Annotated in this window: 14 protein-coding genes; 6 read left to right on the top strand and 8 right to left on the bottom strand. The window is 48.1% G+C overall.

What is annotated here, in order from left to right:
- Window positions 1-456 precede the first annotated feature (456 nt).
- Window positions 457-2253, bottom strand: coding sequence for a phosphogluconate dehydratase (gene edd / locus NL647_RS14100; RefSeq protein WP_253650312.1), 1797 nt, complete (start codon window positions 2251-2253; stop codon window positions 457-459).
- Window positions 2250-2771, bottom strand: coding sequence for a gluconokinase (locus tag NL647_RS14105; RefSeq protein ID WP_253650313.1), 522 nt, complete (start codon window positions 2769-2771; stop codon window positions 2250-2252). Before NL647_RS14105 ends, edd begins: the two co-directional genes overlap by 4 nt.
- A gap of 152 nt (window positions 2772-2923) precedes the next feature.
- Here NL647_RS14105 and NL647_RS14110 point away from each other — a divergent pair, with 152 nt between their 5' ends.
- Together NL647_RS14110 and NL647_RS14115 are read left to right on the top strand one after the other, a co-directional pair.
- Window positions 2924-4300, top strand: coding sequence for a GntP family permease (locus NL647_RS14110; RefSeq protein ID WP_005434597.1), 1377 nt, complete (start codon window positions 2924-2926; stop codon window positions 4298-4300).
- A 9-nt stretch (window positions 4301-4309) separates the two neighbouring features.
- Entirely contained in the window at window positions 4310-4921 is a 612-nt protein-coding gene (locus NL647_RS14115; RefSeq protein ID WP_005430025.1) for a bifunctional 4-hydroxy-2-oxoglutarate aldolase/2-dehydro-3-deoxy-phosphogluconate aldolase, read from the top strand.
- Between the two features lie 121 nt (window positions 4922-5042).
- On the opposite strand, the gene gorA is transcribed toward NL647_RS14115, so the two are convergent.
- The 3 genes from gorA to NL647_RS14130 form a co-directional block, all read right to left on the bottom strand.
- Window positions 5043-6398, bottom strand: coding sequence for a glutathione-disulfide reductase (gorA, locus tag NL647_RS14120; protein ID WP_253650314.1), 1356 nt, complete (start codon window positions 6396-6398; stop codon window positions 5043-5045).
- A gap of 241 nt (window positions 6399-6639) precedes the next feature.
- Window positions 6640-7344 carry a glutathione S-transferase family protein gene (locus tag NL647_RS14125; RefSeq protein ID WP_253650315.1) on the bottom strand — a complete coding sequence of 235 codons (705 nt, stop codon included), beginning with the start codon at window positions 7342-7344 and terminating at the stop codon, window positions 6640-6642.
- A 145-nt stretch (window positions 7345-7489) separates the two neighbouring features.
- A complete protein-coding gene (locus NL647_RS14130) occupies window positions 7490-8329 on the bottom strand; it encodes a 23S rRNA (adenine(2030)-N(6))-methyltransferase RlmJ (RefSeq protein WP_053050458.1) in 840 nt (279 codons plus the stop codon).
- A 424-nt stretch (window positions 8330-8753) separates the two neighbouring features.
- On the opposite strand from NL647_RS14130, the gene prlC reads away from it, so the two are divergent.
- Window positions 8754-10796, top strand: coding sequence for an oligopeptidase A (gene prlC / locus NL647_RS14135; protein WP_253650316.1), 2043 nt, complete (start codon window positions 8754-8756; stop codon window positions 10794-10796).
- A gap of 85 nt (window positions 10797-10881) precedes the next feature.
- On the opposite strand, the gene asnC is transcribed toward prlC, so the two are convergent.
- Window positions 10882-11346: a transcriptional regulator AsnC gene (gene asnC / locus NL647_RS14140; protein ID WP_005430014.1), complete on the bottom strand. Its 465-nt coding sequence runs from the start codon at window positions 11344-11346 to the stop codon at window positions 10882-10884.
- 115 nt (window positions 11347-11461) lie between these two features.
- On the opposite strand from asnC, the gene NL647_RS14145 reads away from it, so the two are divergent.
- The 3 genes from NL647_RS14145 (at window position 11462) to NL647_RS14155 (ending at window position 16543) form a co-directional block, all read left to right on the top strand.
- Entirely contained in the window at window positions 11462-14587 is a 3126-nt protein-coding gene (locus NL647_RS14145; RefSeq protein ID WP_253650317.1) for an EAL domain-containing protein, read from the top strand.
- Between the two features lie 103 nt (window positions 14588-14690).
- Window positions 14691-15470, top strand: a complete 780-nt coding sequence (locus tag NL647_RS14150) for a class I SAM-dependent methyltransferase (protein WP_009705451.1) — start codon at window positions 14691-14693, stop codon at window positions 15468-15470.
- A gap of 473 nt (window positions 15471-15943) precedes the next feature.
- Window positions 15944-16543 carry a hypothetical protein gene (locus NL647_RS14155; protein WP_253650318.1) on the top strand — a complete coding sequence of 200 codons (600 nt, stop codon included), beginning with the start codon at window positions 15944-15946 and terminating at the stop codon, window positions 16541-16543.
- Window positions 16544-16613: 70 nt separating this feature from the next.
- Here NL647_RS14155 and NL647_RS14160 read toward each other — a convergent pair whose 3' ends face one another.
- Complete coding sequence (locus NL647_RS14160; protein ID WP_005434580.1) at window positions 16614-17492, bottom strand: carboxylate/amino acid/amine transporter; 879 nt, start codon at window positions 17490-17492, stop codon at window positions 16614-16616.
- A gap of 70 nt (window positions 17493-17562) precedes the next feature.
- The gene (uspA, locus tag NL647_RS14165) at window positions 17563-17988 is read right to left on the bottom strand and encodes a universal stress protein UspA (protein WP_005434578.1); all 426 of its coding nucleotides are present in this window, start codon (window positions 17986-17988) and stop codon (window positions 17563-17565) included.
- Window positions 17989-18038: the final 50 nt, after the last annotated feature.

Consider the following 18038-nt stretch of genomic DNA (forward strand, 5'->3'; position numbering starts at 1 on the left):
AAAAGTGCTGTGGCAGGGATGTTTCCTCTCACTTCACAGCACTTTGATATTAGATTCCTGATCTCACCTAGGCTCGTCGGAATGACGGATTCATTTATTTAAAAAGAAAAGTGACCAACCCCAAAGCTTGTCATTCTAAACAGCCAGGAACGAGCGTGATTCAGAATCTGCCAACAAAAAGTGCTGTGGCAGGGATGTTTCCTCTCACTTCACAGCACTTTGATATTAGATTCCTGATCTCACCTAGGCTCGTCGGAATGACGGATTCATTTATTTAAAAAGAAAAGTGACCAACCCCAAAGCTCGTCATTCTGAACAGCGAGGGACGAGCGTGATTCAGAATCTGCCAACAAAAAGTGCTGTGGCAGGGATGTTTCCTCTCACTTCACAGCACTTTGATAGTAGATTCCTGCTCTCGCCTAGGCTCGTCGGAATGACGGGGTCTTTCTTCCCGCCTTAAACAATAAAGCTTGCGCCTTCTTCTGCGCTCGAAACGCTCTGACGAATCACGCTAAAGAAGCCGCGACCCCAAGTCTGTTGCTTGGCTTCAGTATCCATCTCTAACAATTCACGACCCGTAACGTCGCTGAGGTTATTCAGCTCGCCAGTTTGGCAATCAACGCGGATGATGTCGCCATTACGCACCAAGCCAATCGCGCCGCCACGAATCGCTTCTGGAGAGACATGAATTGCTGATGGAATCTTACCGGATGCACCCGATAGTCGACCGTCTGTTACTAGCGCGACTTTAAAGCCTGCTTTCTGCACGTTGCCGAGGATTGGCATCAGTTTGTGTAGCTCTGGCATGCCGTTCGCTGCAGGACCGTTGTGCGTCACGACCACGATGCAATCTTGGTTTAGCTCACCGCGTTTGTACGCCGCTTCCACTTCGTGTTGGCATTGGAATACGATCGCAGGCGCTTCGATGATGCGCTGATCTTCTTTCACCGCAGAGACTTTCACCACCGCTTTACCCAAGTTACCGTGAAGTACGCGAGTACCACCAGTATTTTGGAAAGCTTGCGTTGGCGCTGCAATCACCTCGCTGTCTTGGCTGCCACCACATGGAGTCCAAGTCAGTTTGCCATCGACTAAGCTTGGTAGCGTCATTTGGTCTTCGAATTCGCCGAATACCGGTTTCACGTCACGGTGAAGCAAGCCCGACTCGTCCAAACGATGCAATAGCGCAGGTACGCCGCCCGCTTCTTGGAATGCGTTCATGTCAGCTGGACCATTCGGGTAAACGCGCGCCAATAGTGGCACCACTTCAGATAGGTCGCTGATGTCTTGCCATGTCAGAATCAAACCCGCTGCACGCGCCACTGCCAACATGTGAATAGTGTGGTTGGTACTGCCGCCCGATGCCAACAGCGCAATAATGCCGTTGATCAGGCTCTTTTCGCTGACCACTTCAGACAATGGACGGAAATTGGCTGAACCTGCATTCATTGCCGCAATTTTCAGAGCTGCGTGATCGGTTAGCGCCTTACGTAGCTCAGTATGTGGGTGGATGAATGCTGAACCTGGCAGCATCAAACCCATAGCTTCAAACACAAGTTGGTTAGTGTTTGCGGTGCCGTAGAAGGTACACGTACCTGCTGAGTGGTAAGCACGACACTCCATATCAAGCAGTGCGTCTTTACCTACTTCGCCCGCCGCGTATTTTTGGCGAACGTCGACTTTCTCTTCATTGCTGATGCCCGTTGCCATCAAACCTGCTGGCACAAATGCCGTTGGTAGGTGTGCGTAAGACAGCGCGCCCATTAATTGTCCCGGTGCGATCTTGTCGCAGATGCCCAGCAACAAGGTCGCATCGAATACGTTGTGGCTCAGGGATAGTGCTGTCGATTGAGCAATTAAGTCACGAGAAAACAGTGACATGTCCATGCCCGCTTGACCTTGAGTCACGCCATCACACATTGCCGGAACACAGCCAGCAACTTGCGCAGTGTGACCGTAACCAGACAGCACTTGCTTGATTTGATCAGGGTAGTGTTGGTATGGCTGGTGGGCACTTAACATATCGTTGTAAGCACTGATCAGCGCTACATTCGAATGCGTGAAATCCAGAATGCTTTTCTTTTCTGAAGAACAAGATGCCGCAACAGCGTGAGCCAAGTTACCGCAAGACAGACCGACACGACCTTTGCCCGCTTCTGCTTGGACTTCAGTGCGAGCAAGAAACGCCGCACGCGCCTCTTGGCTGCGCTCAACTAAGCGTTGAGTAACGTCTAAAATTACTTGATGAGTCATGCCATTGCCTCGTCTTGCACTAGGATTAACTCAGCGGCATTCGACAAAACGTCTTCGATGGTTGCATCAATGCTGACGAAAATGGTGCGAGGCTCATTTTCTGGACGTTCTAGAGCTTCGAACTGGCTGTTGACCATGTTCTCTTTCATGAAGTGACCTTGGCGAGCACGCATACGCTCAAGGATCAGTTCTTTGCTGCCATCTAGGAAAAGGAAGGTCACGTTCTCGTTGCCTTCGCGGATTTGGTCACGATAAATCTTTTTTAGTGCCGAGCAGACAATAATGCCGTGCTCGTTTTTGCTTTCTAAGCTATAAGCAGCGTCGCGGATACGTTCTAGCCAAGGTTTGCGGTCGTCGTCGTTCAGAGGCTGACCTGATGCCATCTTCTGAATGTTTGCTCGTGGGTGAAGATCATCACCATCAATGAATTTACGTCCCAGCTTTTTCGCCAAGTGCTCACCAATTGTGGTTTTGCCACTCGCACAAACGCCCATAACGACGACACTACTACCAGCCATAACTTATCCTCATAACAAATTTGCGCGTGATCTCAATTTTTGAATTCACTTTAAAATATGGGTTTATCTTATTCATGTTATCGGTAACATGTTACCGGTAACTCAAATAAATGTGAACCACAACACAAACAATAATTTTTAAAGGTGAACCCATGGAACAGCTAACCCAAGCTCCAGACCCTACGTTCCTATTAACGATTGCAGTTCTCGCGATTGCGGCGTTACTTGTATTGATTATTAAGCTAAAAGTGCACGCTTTTGCTTCCCTAACTATGGTGAGTTTAGGTACTGCGATTGCGACTGGCGTTTCTTCTGACCAAGTTGTCCCAACCATGATGAGTGGTTTCGGTGGCACGTTGGCTTCAGTAGCATTGCTGGTTGGTCTTGGCGCAATGATCGGTAAGATTTTGGAAGTAACTGGCGGTGCGCAAGTGCTGGCAGATACTTTGATTGGACGCTTCGGTAAAGAGCGCGCACCATTTGCATTGGGTGTGGCTTCACTACTGTTCGGTTTCCCAATCTTCTTTGACGCTGGTCTAGTGGTCATGATGCCAATCATCCTAAGTGTGGCGGCACGCTTTGGTGGTTCGCCAATCAAATACGCACTACCAGCAGCGGGTGCATTTGCCGTAATGCACGGCTTTGTTCCTCCGCACCCAGGCCCAGTTGCAGCAGCAGAATTCCTAGGCGCAAACATTGGTCTACTGCTTGTTGTTGGTATCCTAGTGGCTATCCCAACTTGGTACCTAGGCGCTTACTTATTTGGTCTGTACGCGGGCAAGAAATTCGATATCCCACTATCAAAAGCGTTCTTCAACGGTGAAACACAAGTTGATGAATCTAAGCTGCCAAAATTTGGCACAGTAATGACCATCCTAGTGCTGCCTGTACTGCTAATCTGTTTAGACACGGTACTGAACACGCTAGCGGTTGCGGGTGTGATTGATGGCAAAACAGCTCTGGTTGAGTTCCTACGTATGCTAGGTAAAACGCCAGTAGCACTTCTGATTACTCTGCTAGTGTCTCTTGCGGTATTCGCGAAAGACTACGGCATGGCAAAACTTGAGAAGCTGTGTGGCGACTCATTGGCGCCAATCTGTGGCGTTATCCTAGTAACCGGTGCGGGCGGCATGTTTGGTGGCGTACTGCGTGCAAGTGGTATCGGTGATGCACTAGCAGACGTTCTGACTGACACAGGCATGCCAGTGATCGTAGCAGCGTTTGTTATCTCTACCTGTCTGCGTGTTGCTCAAGGCTCAGCAACCGTAGCACTAACGACAACAGCAGCACTTATCGCACCAGTAGTGGCAGCATCAACTGGTTTGAGCGAGCTAGACCTATGCTTTATCGTTATCGCGATTGCAGGTGGTGCAACAGTGCTTTCTCACTTCAACGACTCTGGTTTCTGGCTAGTATCTCGTCTACTAGAGATGGATGAGAAAACAACGCTAAAAACTTGGACGGTAATGGAAACTTTACTTGGTGGTATCGCATTTATTATCGTAGCAACATTAAGCTTTATTCTTTAGAGGTTACCCATGACAACACTTGAACAACGATTAAGAGAAATCAAAATCGTCCCAGTTATCGCAATCAACGATGTAGCACACGCTCTGCCACTGGCAAAAGTGTTGGTAGAAAACGGTTTACCATGTGCGGAAGTGACATTCCGCACTGAAGCGGCGGCTGAGTCGATCCGCATCATGCGTGAAGCGTACCCAGAACTGCTGATCGGTGCTGGTACAGTACTGACAACAGAGCAAGTGGACATCGCGATTGAAGCGGGTGTGGACTTTATCGTGAGCCCTGGTTTCAACCCAACGACAGTGAAATACTGTCAGCAACGCAACGTGACAATCGTACCGGGTGTGAACAACCCAAGCTTGGTTGAGCAAGCAATGGAAATGGGTCTACGTACCCTGAAGTTCTTCCCTGCTGAGCCTTCAGGCGGCGTAAACATGCTTAAAGCACTAACGGCAGTTTACCCAGTGGAATTCATGCCGACAGGTGGTGTAAGCCCATCTAACGTGGAAGATTACCTAGCGCTGAAATCGGTTGTAGCGTGTGGCGGTACTTGGATGGTGCCAACCGCTATGATGGACAACGGCGATTGGGAAGGTATTGCTGAATTGGTTCGCGCAGTTAAGTAAAACGCGCAAACGGCTCCGAAATACCCCCGAACGTTTTAAAACGTGAATAGAAAAAGGGTCATCAAGTAATTGATGACCCTTTTTGTTTATCTGCTTAAATCGCAAAGTGATTCACGCGTGATTAACGCATCGTTACGAACTCTTCAGAGCCTGTTGGGTGGATAGCCACAACAGAGTCGAAGTCTGCTTTGGTTGCGCCCATCTTCATTGCTACACCGAAGCCTTGAATCATTTCATCAACGGTGAAGCCGATGCCGTGAAGACCAACAACTGTTTCTTCTTCGCCAGCACATACTAGCTTCATCTTACATGGTTGACGGTGCTTAGTAACCGCTGTGTACATCGCAGTAAAGCCAGATGTGTAGACTTTGATGTTGTCTTTGCCGTACTTCTCTTCTGCTTCTTGAGTCGTTAGACCGATTGTACCGATTGGTGGGTGGCTGAATACCACAGTTGGTACCAAATCGTAGTCCATCTTCGCGTTTGGTTTGTTGTTAAACAGACGCTCAGAAAGTTGACGACCCGCTTTCACCGCCACTGGTGTTAGCTCGATACCGCCTTCCATGATGTCACCTACACAGTAGATGCCTTTCACGTTAGTTTCTTGGTATTCGTCTACCTTGATGTAGCCACGATCGTTTGTTGCAACGCCAGTTGATGCTAGGTTGATAGCGTCAGTTGCTGGGTGACGACCGATTGCCCAGATTAGGGTATCAACGTTTTGGCTCTCACCGTTTTCTAGGTGCAGAGTTAGGCTGCCGTCTGCTTCTTTTTCCACTTCTTTTGGAACAGAGTGGGTGTGCAGAGTTGGACCTTCTGCGTCCATCACTTCTACTAGCGTTTCGATGATCATTGGATCGAAGCTACGTAGTGGTGATTCTTTACGAACGAATAGGTGCGTTTCTGTGCCAAGTGCATGCAGTACGCCAGCGATTTCTACCGCGATGTAACCTGCACCGATCACTGCAACGCGTTTTGGTTGCTCAGCAAGCTCGAAGAAGCCGTTTGAGTCGATGCCGTATTCTGCACCTGGGATGTTTGGAATCGTTGGACGACCACCCACTGCGATCAGGATGTGATCCGCTGTGTAGTGTTCACCGTTTACTTCAACCGTTTTCTCGTCAACAAACTTAGCAAAGCCTTTGATAACATTTACTTTGTTGTTGCCAAGAACACGATCGTAAGATTGGTGGATACGACCAATGTAAGCCTGACGACTCTCAACCAGTTTGCTCCAGTCGAAACCTTTTACATCTACATCGAAGCCGTAGTCTTCTGCGTACAGGTTCATTGCTTCTGCAACTTGCGCGCCGTGCCACATCACTTTCTTAGGCACACAACCAACGTTTACACAGGTACCGCCAAGGTCTTGAGCTTCGATAAGCGCTACTTTAGCACCGTACATTGCCGCACGGTTTGCTGATGCGATACCGCCGCTGCCGCCGCCGATACAGATATAATCAAAATGAGTCGCCATTACTTTCTCCAAGAGCTTATTAATTTTGTCTGACAACAACTACATTGGGGTGGTGGGTGATGAACTCAACAGCCCAACGGAATTGTTGTTAATTCCATGTCCCTATCATAAATCGAGTCTAGCAATTTCCTAAATGGGAAAAAGTGACATTGCTTATGACAAATAGCGATGAAAGGATAGCAAAGCGGAATAAGGCGCTATTCCGCTTGGTGTTTTTCATGCTCAGGGGAGGGGAAAACCATTAGCCGCAGCAACTTGATGTGCCACAGCCTGACTGGGCTTGCACGTCTTTACCATCCGCAAGATAAGTGTTGGTGAGGTAGAAATCGCTAAACAGCTGCACGAAATCTTCCGATACGGTCTTCTCTACCAATCCTGATTCTAAGATGTGCTTTTGCCATGCCTGCATTTTTGGCAGACCACAGAAGAAGTCGTAACCAGAGTGCACTTTGACGATGGCAGCGCGGTGCAGAAGCGGCAACCACGCCATGTCTACATTGCTTAGTTCATCGGATTTAAAGAACTTGGTTTCACCAGACAGTTGGTTTTCTGCTTTTTGGAACGCTTTGATCAGCTTCTCTGCTCGTTCTTCAAAGGTTGCTTGGTCTTTGCTGCCCATGGTGCCGCATTGTGCCAAGTAGTGCTTAGAACCTAGGTAGCTCCATGCGCGATCCAGTGCGCGTTGTTCGTTTGTCACGCCTTGCTCTAACGGACCGTATTCGTCTTCGATGTATTCGATGATAGCATCCGACTCAAACAGCGCCGTGCCAGATTCTGTCACCATCACAGGCACTTGACCGTTTGGTGAGATGTCTAGGAACCATTGTGGCTTGTCTTTTAAGCTGATGTATTCAATCTCGTAAGGGATCTGTTTTGCTTCTAGTGCCGCGGTTACGCGTTGAACAAATGGGCAAATTTTAAAACTGATAACTTTAAGCATGGTCATTTCTCTCTATGTTTTAGCTTGTTTACATCCCTAAGACGCAGGCAAAAAAGAAAAGACGAAGCGGAGACGAAAATTTTTTAGAAAATAAATAAAAAAGCGCAACGAGGTCATCGTTGCGCTTTAAGATTCTGAAATTCAGTGTTTTTTATTCTGGAACGATCCAGTCTACTTTCCAGTGACCCGTTGCTGGCGCGATCGCTTCTTGCAGGAATGGCAGAATTTCTTTCATCTGGCTTTCCAGTTTCCACGGTGGGTTAATCACGATCATGCCCGATGCCGTCATGCCACGCTCGTTGGTGTCTGGAGAGACGCCCAATTCGATTTGCAGAATTTTGCGAATGCCAAGCCCTTCCAAACCTTCAATCATGTCTTCGATGTCATGGCGGTTTACTACTGGGTACCAAATCGCGTAGATACCAGTAGCCCAACGTTTGTGGCTTTGGTAAATCGCTTGCACGACGTCGCGATACTCTTTCGCTAGTTCGTATGGTGGGTCAATCAGCACCAAACCACGACGCTCTTGCGGTGGCAGGCTGCCTTTTAGACGCTTGAAGCCATCTTCTTTGTAGATGTTTACTTGACGATCGCGGTGGAACTCTTGCTCTAGTAGCGGGTGATCGGCTGGGTGCAGCTCAGTCAGAACCATGCGGTCTTGCGGGCGGATTTGCGCACGAGCAACACGTGGTGAGCCTGGGTAGTAACGCAGATTTTCACCGTTGTTCAATGTTTTGATTGAATCGATGTAGCTTGCGATCTCTTCAGGGATGTTTGAGTTATCCCAAATGCGCGCGATGCCTTGTTTGTATTCGCCCGTTTTCTCAGACCATTCGTGAGTCAGATCGTAGCGTCCCACACCCGAGTGGGTATCGTGATAAACAAACGGCTTATCTTTCTGCTTTAGTGCATCAAGAATGAGGCTTTGAACGATGTGTTTTACCACGTCAGCATGGTTGCCAGCGTGGAAGCTGTGGCGGTAACTTAACAAATTAAACTCTCGAAACACTCTTTGACTGAGTGTGGTCTGTGATTTTCGCGATATGGCGGTATTATACTCAAGTAACTTAAAGAAGTAGAACTTCGATTCAAATCAGTATCACTGATAGGGATTCGCTATTGAAATTTCTTTAAGTCACCCATACTTAGTATGAGTAAACAAATTGAACCTAAGTGGGATTGCGCCGCTCCAATAGAGCGCCAAACCGAACTTAGGCATAACAAGACTCAAGGACAGAGTAAGCGCTCTTTGACCCATTCGGTCATTGCTGCATCGAGAAAGGGAACGGAAATCCCCCCATCCATGTTGTCGGCTTGCCTGTGCATTGAGTTCGCCTACTGTTTTGCAAATACCAATAGGTTCTTTGCAAATGCAAATAGGCAAATACAGAGCCAAAACACAAAAGGAATTATTCATGTCTAATCCACTTCTTACGTTTACGGATCTTCCTCCGTTTTCGCAAATCAAACCAGAACACATTAAACCTGCAGTGGAGCAGGCGATTGCGGATTGTCGTGCCAAGATTGACGAGGTACTTAAAGACAACGCAAACCCAAGCTGGACCAGTGTGATCGCGCCAATTGAAGAAGCGGATGACCGCTTGAGCCGCATTTGGTCACCAGTGGGTCACATGAACTCAGTAGTGAACAGCGAAGCGCTGCGTGAAGCTTACGAAAGCTGCCTACCAATCCTGTCTGAGTACGGTACTTGGGTTGGTCAGCACAAAGGTCTTTACGAAGCGTACAAAGCGATCAAAGCAAGCGAAGAGTACGCGACGTTAACGCGTGCACAGCAGAAGACCATTTCTGATTCTCTACGCGACTTCGAGCTTTCGGGCATCGGTCTACCATCAGACGAGCAACATCGCTACGGCGAAATCAGCAAGCGCATGTCTGAGCTGAGCTCAAAATTCTCCAACAATGTGCTGGATGCAACCATGGGTTGGACTAAGCACGTTGCCGACGAAAAAGACTTAGCGGGTATGCCAGAATCTGCACTTGCAGCGGCAAAAGCGGCAGCAGAAGCAAAAGAGCTGGATGGCTACCTAATCACGCTAGATATCCCATCTTACCTACCAGTTATGACGTATTGTGATAACCAAGACCTACGTAAAGAAGTGTACGAAGCGTACGTAACGCGTGCTTCTGACCGTGGTCCAAATGCAGGCAAGTGGGACAACTCAGAAATCATCACTGAGCAGCTAAAACTGCGTCATGAAATCTCTCGTATGTTGGGTTTCAACACTTACAGCGAGAAATCTCTGGCAACTAAAATGGCAGAGAATCCAGCGCAAGTTCTTGGCTTCTTGAACGATTTGGCAACCAAAGCGAAACCACAAGGTGAGCGCGAAATCGAAGAGCTACGCCAGTTTGCGAATGCGGAATTTGGTGTCAGCGAGCTAAGCGTATGGGACATCGCGTACTACAGCGAGAAGCAAAAGCAGCACTTGTTCCAAATTTCGGATGAAGAACTGCGTCCTTACTTCCCTGAATCAAAAGCGGTAAGTGGTCTGTTTGAAGTGCTAAACCGCGTGTTTGGTATGACAGTGACAGAGCGTGAAGGCGTGGATACTTGGCACGAATCAGTGCGTTTCTTTGATATCTTTGATGGCGAAGGCACACTGCGCGGCAGCTTCTACCTAGATCTATACGCACGTGAACACAAACGTGGCGGTGCGTGGATGGACGATTGCCGTGGTCGTCGTGTGACGCTATCAGGCGAGCTACAAACACCGGTTGCTTACCTAACGTGTAACTTCAACCGTCCTGTTGGCGACAAGCCTGCACTGTTTACGCACGATGAAGTTGTGACACTATTCCACGAGTTTGGTCACGGTATCCACCACATGCTGACGCAAGTAGAAACAGGCGCGGTATCGGGCATCAACGGTGTGCCTTGGGATGCGGTTGAGCTACCAAGTCAGTTCCTAGAAAACTGGTGTTGGGAAGAAGACGCGCTGGCGTTTATTTCTGGTCACTATGAGACTGGCGAGCCGCTACCAAAAGCGATGCTAGATAAAATGCTAGCCGCGAAGAACTTCCAGTCGGCGATGGGCATCCTACGTCAGCTAGAGTTCGGCTTGTTCGATTTCACTCTGCACACAGAATACGACCCAGAAGTGGGGGCACGTGTGCTGGAAACCTTGGCAGAAGTGAAAGAGAAAGTGGCAGTTGTACCAGCGGTTGAGTGGGCGCGTTTCTCACACAGCTTTGGTCACATCTTCGCGGGTGGTTACAGCGCAGGTTACTACAGCTACCTATGGGCAGAAGTATTGTCTTCAGATGCGTTCTCTCGCTTTGAAGAAGAAGGCATCTTCAATAAAGAAACCGGTCTGAGTTTCTTGAACAACATCCTAGAAATGGGTGGCAGTGAAGAACCAATGGAGCTATTTAAGCGCTTCCGTGGTCGTGAGCCAGAAATCGATGCGCTACTGCGCCATTCTGGTATCGCAGCGTAATCTCGATTGAGAATGAAAATGGGCAGCCAAGTGGCTGCCCATTTTTTTATTCATAGATTCAGCTTTTAGTATCTGATTCAGAGCGTTATGGATTTACGCTGCGATTGATCGGGTTTTGCAGCGAGATCAGCGTCTCGGTGGATTGCACTTCATCGATCGCTTGAAGTTTATCAATCAATACAAATTGCAGCTCTTCAATCGATTTGCACATCAATTTGACGAATATGTTATACGCGCCTGTGGTGTAGTAAGCTTCTACCACTTCATCGAGGGCATTGAGCTTTTCTAGCGCTGAATGATAGTCGCGCGCGGCATTCAAGTTGATGCCGATAAAGCAACATACGTCATATCCTAGCTTTTTGGTATTGACGATTACCTCAGTACCTTCGATGATGTCTGCCGCTTTCATTTTCTCGATACGAACGTGGATGGTCGCTGGGCTGACATTAAATTGTTTTGCCATTTCTGCGTAAGGCTTACGCGCATCCGCCATCAGAGTTTTAAGAATCGCGCGATCGAGATCGTCGAGTTTAGGCAAGCTCGCATTCATACAATTATTTCCGTTGGGTATGAGGTTTAAAGTTCATTTTATACTCACAGCGGACAGGATTCACAAGGTTTACGCAGGGATAACCGCGAGGTAGCTCTGAAGTCATGGAGTTGATGTGCCATTTTTTCTGTTTTGCATAGCGATCATGTTCAGTGCTGTCGCTGCGGCGCAAGAGCAAAAAGTCCTCGTTGTTCACTCTTACCATCAAGGTTTCTTCTGGACTGATTCTATCCAGCGTGGCTTCGATCAGCAGCTTGAAGGGCATCAACTTGATACGCGCGTGTTGTATCTCGATTCCAAACGCAGTCAAAGCCAGCACTTCTTCAGTCAGCTGGAGTCCCTTTACCGCACCAAACTGAGTGAAGAGCATTTCGACGCGATCGTGGTCAGCGACAACAATGCACTTGCCTTGATGCAGCGCTTATCTTCTGTCATTAAAGACACGCCGGTGATTTTCAGTGGCATCAACAACTATCATCCTGCACTGCATCAAGGGTTGAATGCCACAGGCGTGATTGAGGACGTCGATCTGTCCGCCAACCTCGCCTTAATTGAGCGTTTACATCCGACCCACAAACAAATCCTTATTGTCAGTGACCATTCTGTTACTGGTGCCGCACTTCGTGCTCAGATCGAAGACTTTCTTGATGATAACCCAGCATATCGCGACAAAATCCTTCATTTAGTGCCGGAAACGGTCGATGACCTAAAACAACAAGTGTCGCAAATGAACATCGATAACGTAGTGCTGTTTTGGACTTACTACCGCGATATCCACGGTAACGTCGCGACCGATAAAGACTGGCGTGATATCAACCAAGCCTCTAACGCACCGCTGTTTATGGTGCACGATATTGGACTTGGGCACGGTGCGGTCGGCGGTGTGATTCAAACTGGCTATCGGCAAGGTTTTGAAGCTGCGAAGTTGTTGGCGCAAGTGTTGGATAACCCACAGCAACCTTTGCCTGCGATTGTACGTGCAGAATCGGACATCAAACTCGACTATCAATCAGTTGTGCGTTGGGGTTTAGGCGCAGAGCAAGAAGCCTCGTCGGTGTTCTTCAATAAGCCGGTGGAATTTACTGAGCGTTACGCCCGAGAAATTAAGCTGTTTGGCAGTGTGCTGGTGGCGATGACTATCGTGATTATGCTGCTTAGTTACTACTTGCATCGCATTCGTCGCAGCGAAAGTATTGCTCGCGAGAGCCAGACGATTTTGGAATCGGTGTTTGACCAAAGCATGCAGTACATGGGCATACTCGACCAACATGGTTTGCTTAAATCTGGTAACGATCGTCTGCAATCGTTACTCAATCATCAGGATATGTGTCTCGATCATCCGCTTTGGCATCATAAAAACTGGAGCGAAGATGCACGCCAGTTACTTGCCAATTACTTCCAGTCCAGCCATCGCCAAGTCTCCACTTTTGAAACGGAGATCTGGAGTAAAGAACATGGCGCTATGGTGCTGGAAGTGTCCCTCAAACCGTTTTCTCAGCAAGTGGCAAACCAAGAGCAATACTTGTTTGAAGCGCGCGATATTACCAGCCGTAAAGCGATGGAAGATAAGCTCTACCAACGTGAATCGAGTTTGCGTAACTACTACGAGCAGCAGCCGGTAATGATGGTGACGTTAGATAACAATAACCGCATTCAGGAAGTGAACCGTTTTGCTCAGCAGCTTTTGGGCTATCAACCGTTGGATATGTTGGGGCATCGCCTACGTGAGTTCTATTCGGACGAAAAAGCACTGATTCCTCGCCAAGTGTTATTGCAACCTCAGCAAGTGATGCATGGCGTTTGGCGTCGCGAAATCGAATATCGTCATGCGGATGGTCATCGCGTTTGGGTGCGTGAAAACATTCGCCCATTAAGAGATTCCGACCAACTGCTGATCGTAGGTGAAGACATCACTGAGACCAAGAAGCTCGCCAAGCAGCTAGAGTACCAAGCGCGCTATGACTTGCTGACTGACACCTACAACCGCAACTACTTCGAGTTAGAGCTGCAAACCGCACTGCGAGAAGTAGAAAGCCACCGTCGTGTGCATGCAATGTTGTACCTCGATCTTGACCAGCTCAAAGTGCTTAACGATACCGTGGGTCATGATGCCGGTGATGCGGCTATTCAGTTCTGTGCCAGCATGTTGGAAGAAGTGCTGCCATACAATGCAGTCTTGGCGCGCATGGGCGGTGATGAATTTGCTGTGTTGTTGAAAGATTGCGATGAGCACGGTGCAATTAACGTTGCCAAGCAGATCATTACGACCTTGAGCGAACAGCTTTTCCGTTGGGAAGACACGCAACTGTTTATGAGTTGCTCAGTGGGCATTCGTATTATCGACCACACCGCCGAAACGCCACAGATGGTTCACGCTCAAGCAGACTCCGCGTGTCACGTCGCCAAAGAGCAGGGACGCAATCGCTACAACCTATTCAGCTTAGATAACGAAGAGCTGCAACGTCGCCAGTTAGAGATGCAGAGCGTTAATCTGGTGCACGAGGCGCTATCGAGTAAGCGTCTTGAGTTGTTTGCTCAGCGCATTGTTAACTTAAGCGGTGAAGGCTCACCATTGTGCTTTGAGATTCTGGTACGTATTCGTGATGCACAGGGCAATTACTTGTCTCCTGGTGTTTTTATCCCAGCTTCTGAGCGCTACAACATTGCGCACTGGATTGATAAACAAGTGATTACCCAAACCCTAGAGTGGTTTGAAGCTCGCCTAGAGATAGTAGAAAAACTCGGACGTTGCGCGATCAACTTGTCCGGTCAGTCGATGGGGAATCAAGAGTTTATCGACTTCCTGCTAGAGCGTTTGCAGTCTTCCTCGATTCCTTGTGAGAAGATCTGTTTAGAAATTACCGAAACCGCAGCGATGAGCAACATCGACCAAGCACTCGGCTTCTTTACTCGCGTGCGCACGCTGGGCTGTTTGATTGCATTAGACGATTTTGGTTCTGGCTTGTCTTCTTTCGGCTACTTAAAGCAACTTCCTGTCGATATCGTGAAAATTGACGGTCTTTTCGTGCGAGATATCAACGTAAACGAGATGGACCGCGTGATGGTGCGTTCAATCAACGACTTAGCCAAGCAGATGGGCAAAGTCACGGTGGCGGAATTTGTTGAGAATGACCAAGTCAGAGAGCTGCTGATCGAACTTGGAGTCGACTATGGGCAAGGTTATGGCATTGGGCATCCTAAACCTCTGGCTGAGCTGGTCGAAGAACTTCAGCAGCTTTAACCATCCAGACGAACGTCATCTAACTTCTCCCCAACCTAGCAATTATAGGCGGGTTGGGTATACACTCAGCGCCAGTTAAACCGATTTTTACTGGAGCCTCCTTTTGCAACTGCAATTGATTTGTGAAGACCCATCTCAACAGTCTCACCTTGATGAACTCGCTGCGCGTTGGCAGCTTTCTCACACTGATGACAGTGACTTTGCCTTAGTCCTAACGACAGAGCGTTTAGAGCTGCGTAAAGTGGATGAGCCAAAGCTGGGTGCAATCTTTGTGGATTTGATTGGTGGTGCAGTAGGGCATCGTCGCAAGTTCGGTGGCGGTAAAGGTCAGGCAATCGCGAAAGCGGCGGGTTTGAACAAAGGCGCAACTCCAACCGTGCTTGATGGCACCGCGGGCTTAGGGCGTGATGCGTTCGTATTGGCGTCGTTGGGCTGTAAAGTCCAAATGGTTGAGCGTCACCCTGTAGTCGCAGCATTGTTGGATGACGGTTTGGCTCGTGCGAAACACGATCCAGAAATCGGTACTTGGGTATCAGAGCGCATGTCTTTGATTCACGCTTCTAGCCATGATGCGTTGGAACAATTGGCGCAAGATAAAGACTTCGTTCAGCCAGATGTGGTTTATCTCGACCCAATGTACCCGCACCCTGAAAACAAAAAGAAATCGGCATTAGTGAAGAAAGAGATGCGCGTCTTCCAATCTTTGGTTGGTGCAGATCTTGATGCAGATGGTTTGCTGGCTCCAGCTATGGCATTGGCGAGCAAGCGTGTGGTGGTCAAACGCCCTGATTACGCCAACTGGCTTGATGAGCAAAAGCCGAGCATGGCAATCGAAACCAAAAAGAACCGTTTCGATGTGTATGTGAAGGCATCAATGGCGTAATTCAACTAGGGTCTATTGACCTTTTGAGCTGATTTTTGCAGCCGTTTGTGGATTCTTTATACAAGGCCGAGGCTTTGAAATGTAGTTGCCCTACCTGATAAGCCGATAACGCAGTAGAAAGGAGCCACAAACGCTGCCCAAAGGGTTCGGCTAAAAGCGTTTTACTCTTTGTTGAGAGGATTTTGCTTAGAATAACTAGGCTACAAACCTCTCGCCGCGATTAAAACGCTTTTATCTCGAACAAAATTTAACCGCAAAAGGTCAACAGACCCTAAACACCTGACGACAAAAAACTTCTTCTCACAGCGCTTAATTTGGCGCTGTGTTTGTATCTGGTGTTTGCTCTGCTTATTGATACTTTTCTCTTGCTAATTCGGCATACTGACTGTATATCTAACTAAGAATTATTATTATTTCACTTGTGTGATGCCGTAGAGTAAAACAGTCGAGAATTGGGAAGCTGGAGTAGTAGCATGGCGAAACGTTTATGTAAGATGAGCCGCAAACAGATTGCTGAGAGTCTGGGTGATATTCACCGCCTAGTGGTGGCACCTAAGTTTGTCTGTCGTTCTTGTGCTCGTTCTTCTGCATCGAAAAACACCTTGTGTAAGCCTGCCGCGATTCCACCTCAAAAGTGCCAAGACAAACCGCTGTCTGAGCAACAGGCTTGTGGTCTATTGGCGGAAGCACTGCCAACCCCATCTCTAACTCAAGATACCCCAATCATCATGGCATCAGAACAAAGCGCAGAGAAAGCCGCGATCGTTAAACGTGTTGTGGAACGAGTGAAAGAGAAGAAACTGGCAACAAAAGTCGCAGCCGTAACCTCAACCACTAAGTTAGAGGCGCCAGCTATGTTTGATTTGTCAGATAAGAAAGCGCTGAAGAAGGCGAAGAAAGCGGTTAAGAAACATTACAAGCAGCAGAAGAAGTTGCTTAAGTTAGCCAAAAAGCAGCAAAAATTGCTCAAACGCCAGCGCAAGCTTGAAGCGCGAAATGCCGAACTAGAGGTGTTGCTGCCAACGCCACCAAACACGTTGATGAGCGCAAGCTCGCAAGCCAAAGTGCATTAATCGAATCAAAAAAACGCTCTCCAGTTGGAGAGCGTTTTTTATTGTCGAAATGTTTGTAGGATTAGCTGTGTTACTTGTTGGCGTAACTCATCTCTACGCGTTTTTTCACCCAAGTTTCGTTAATCCACAGTGATAGCATGATGATCGCACCACCAATGGCAAGTCGCGTCACGTCGACATCGCGGTTCCAAATCACGATATTCACAATCAAGCCAGCTGGGACGAGTGCGTTGTTCATTACCGCAAGTGCGCCAGCATTTACCATGGTTGCGCCTTTGTTCCACGCAAAGTAACCAAAGCCTGATGCAATCAAACCAAGGTAAGTTAGAATGCCCCATTGTGTTGCTGTGGTTGGCATCTTGTCTAAGTTACCCATCAGAGCGAACGCGACGGTCGCCACGCACAATGCGCCTAAGTAGAAGTAACCAAATACTGTGTGCTGTGGCAGTTCAACCGATTCGGTTTCCATAATGTACTTATAGCCGACCTGACCGATGGCAAAACACAGGTTCGCCCCTTGTACGACCAAAAAGCCCATCAAGAAGTTTTCATTGATGCCCGCAAACTTAATCCACGCCGCGCCCAGCACAGCAATTGCCGCCGTAACCAAATACCAAGGCGAGAATCGACCTTTCAAGAAGTCATAAATCAAGGTGACGTAGATAGGGGTAAATACGGTGAACAGCAGTACTTCTGGTACAGATAGGAGTAGGAAAGACTGGTAGTAAAAGCAATACATTAAGCCGAGTTGGAAGCCGCCCACGATCATCAATTTCGCGATCAGAGATTTGCTTACGCCACGGAATTTTAAGAAAGGAATGAAGACTAGGCTCGCCAGCGCAACGCGCATGAAAACAGAGAACCAAGAGTCAACCTGACCGGCAAGGTAAACGCCGATCAGGCTAAATGAGAATGCCCAAAGTAGGGTAACTGCGGATAGATAAGCCATGGATGAGAATCTTTATCAACAACAAATGTGCCCGCAGTCTAACCAAGTTTTAAGGTCACGCCAACGCAAATCAGTCTTTTAGCGGTACGACCAGCATATCGACGGGTGAGCAGTTAATAAGCTGACGCGTCGACGAAAGAATCTTACTCCAGAAATCTTGGTGATGACCACAAACCACCAAATCAATATTGTAGTCCTGAATGGTATCGCACAGCTCGTTACTCAAATCACCGCTACCAACTAACGTATGCGTGATTGGGTACTCTGCGTATTCTTCAAAATTCGCTAACTGTGTACGAGACGCTTCCATCGCTTGGTGTTGCGCCTCCGCCATGTTGATGTCGATAAGCCCGGTGTAAAGCTCGGCGTAATTCACATCGATATGAATGAAAGAGACTTTCGCATCCAGAGGTTTAGCCAGTGACACGGCTTTCTTAATCAACACTTTACTGTCGTCTGAGAGGTCGACTGCCACAAGTACGTGTTTGTAACTCATATTGCTATCTCCTTGATAAGGTCATAGTGTCAGATTAGCACTAAGTCTCA

This window comes from Vibrio sp. Y29_XK_CS5 (genome assembly GCF_024181835.1).
GTDB lineage: Bacteria > Pseudomonadota > Gammaproteobacteria > Enterobacterales > Vibrionaceae > Vibrio > Vibrio harveyi.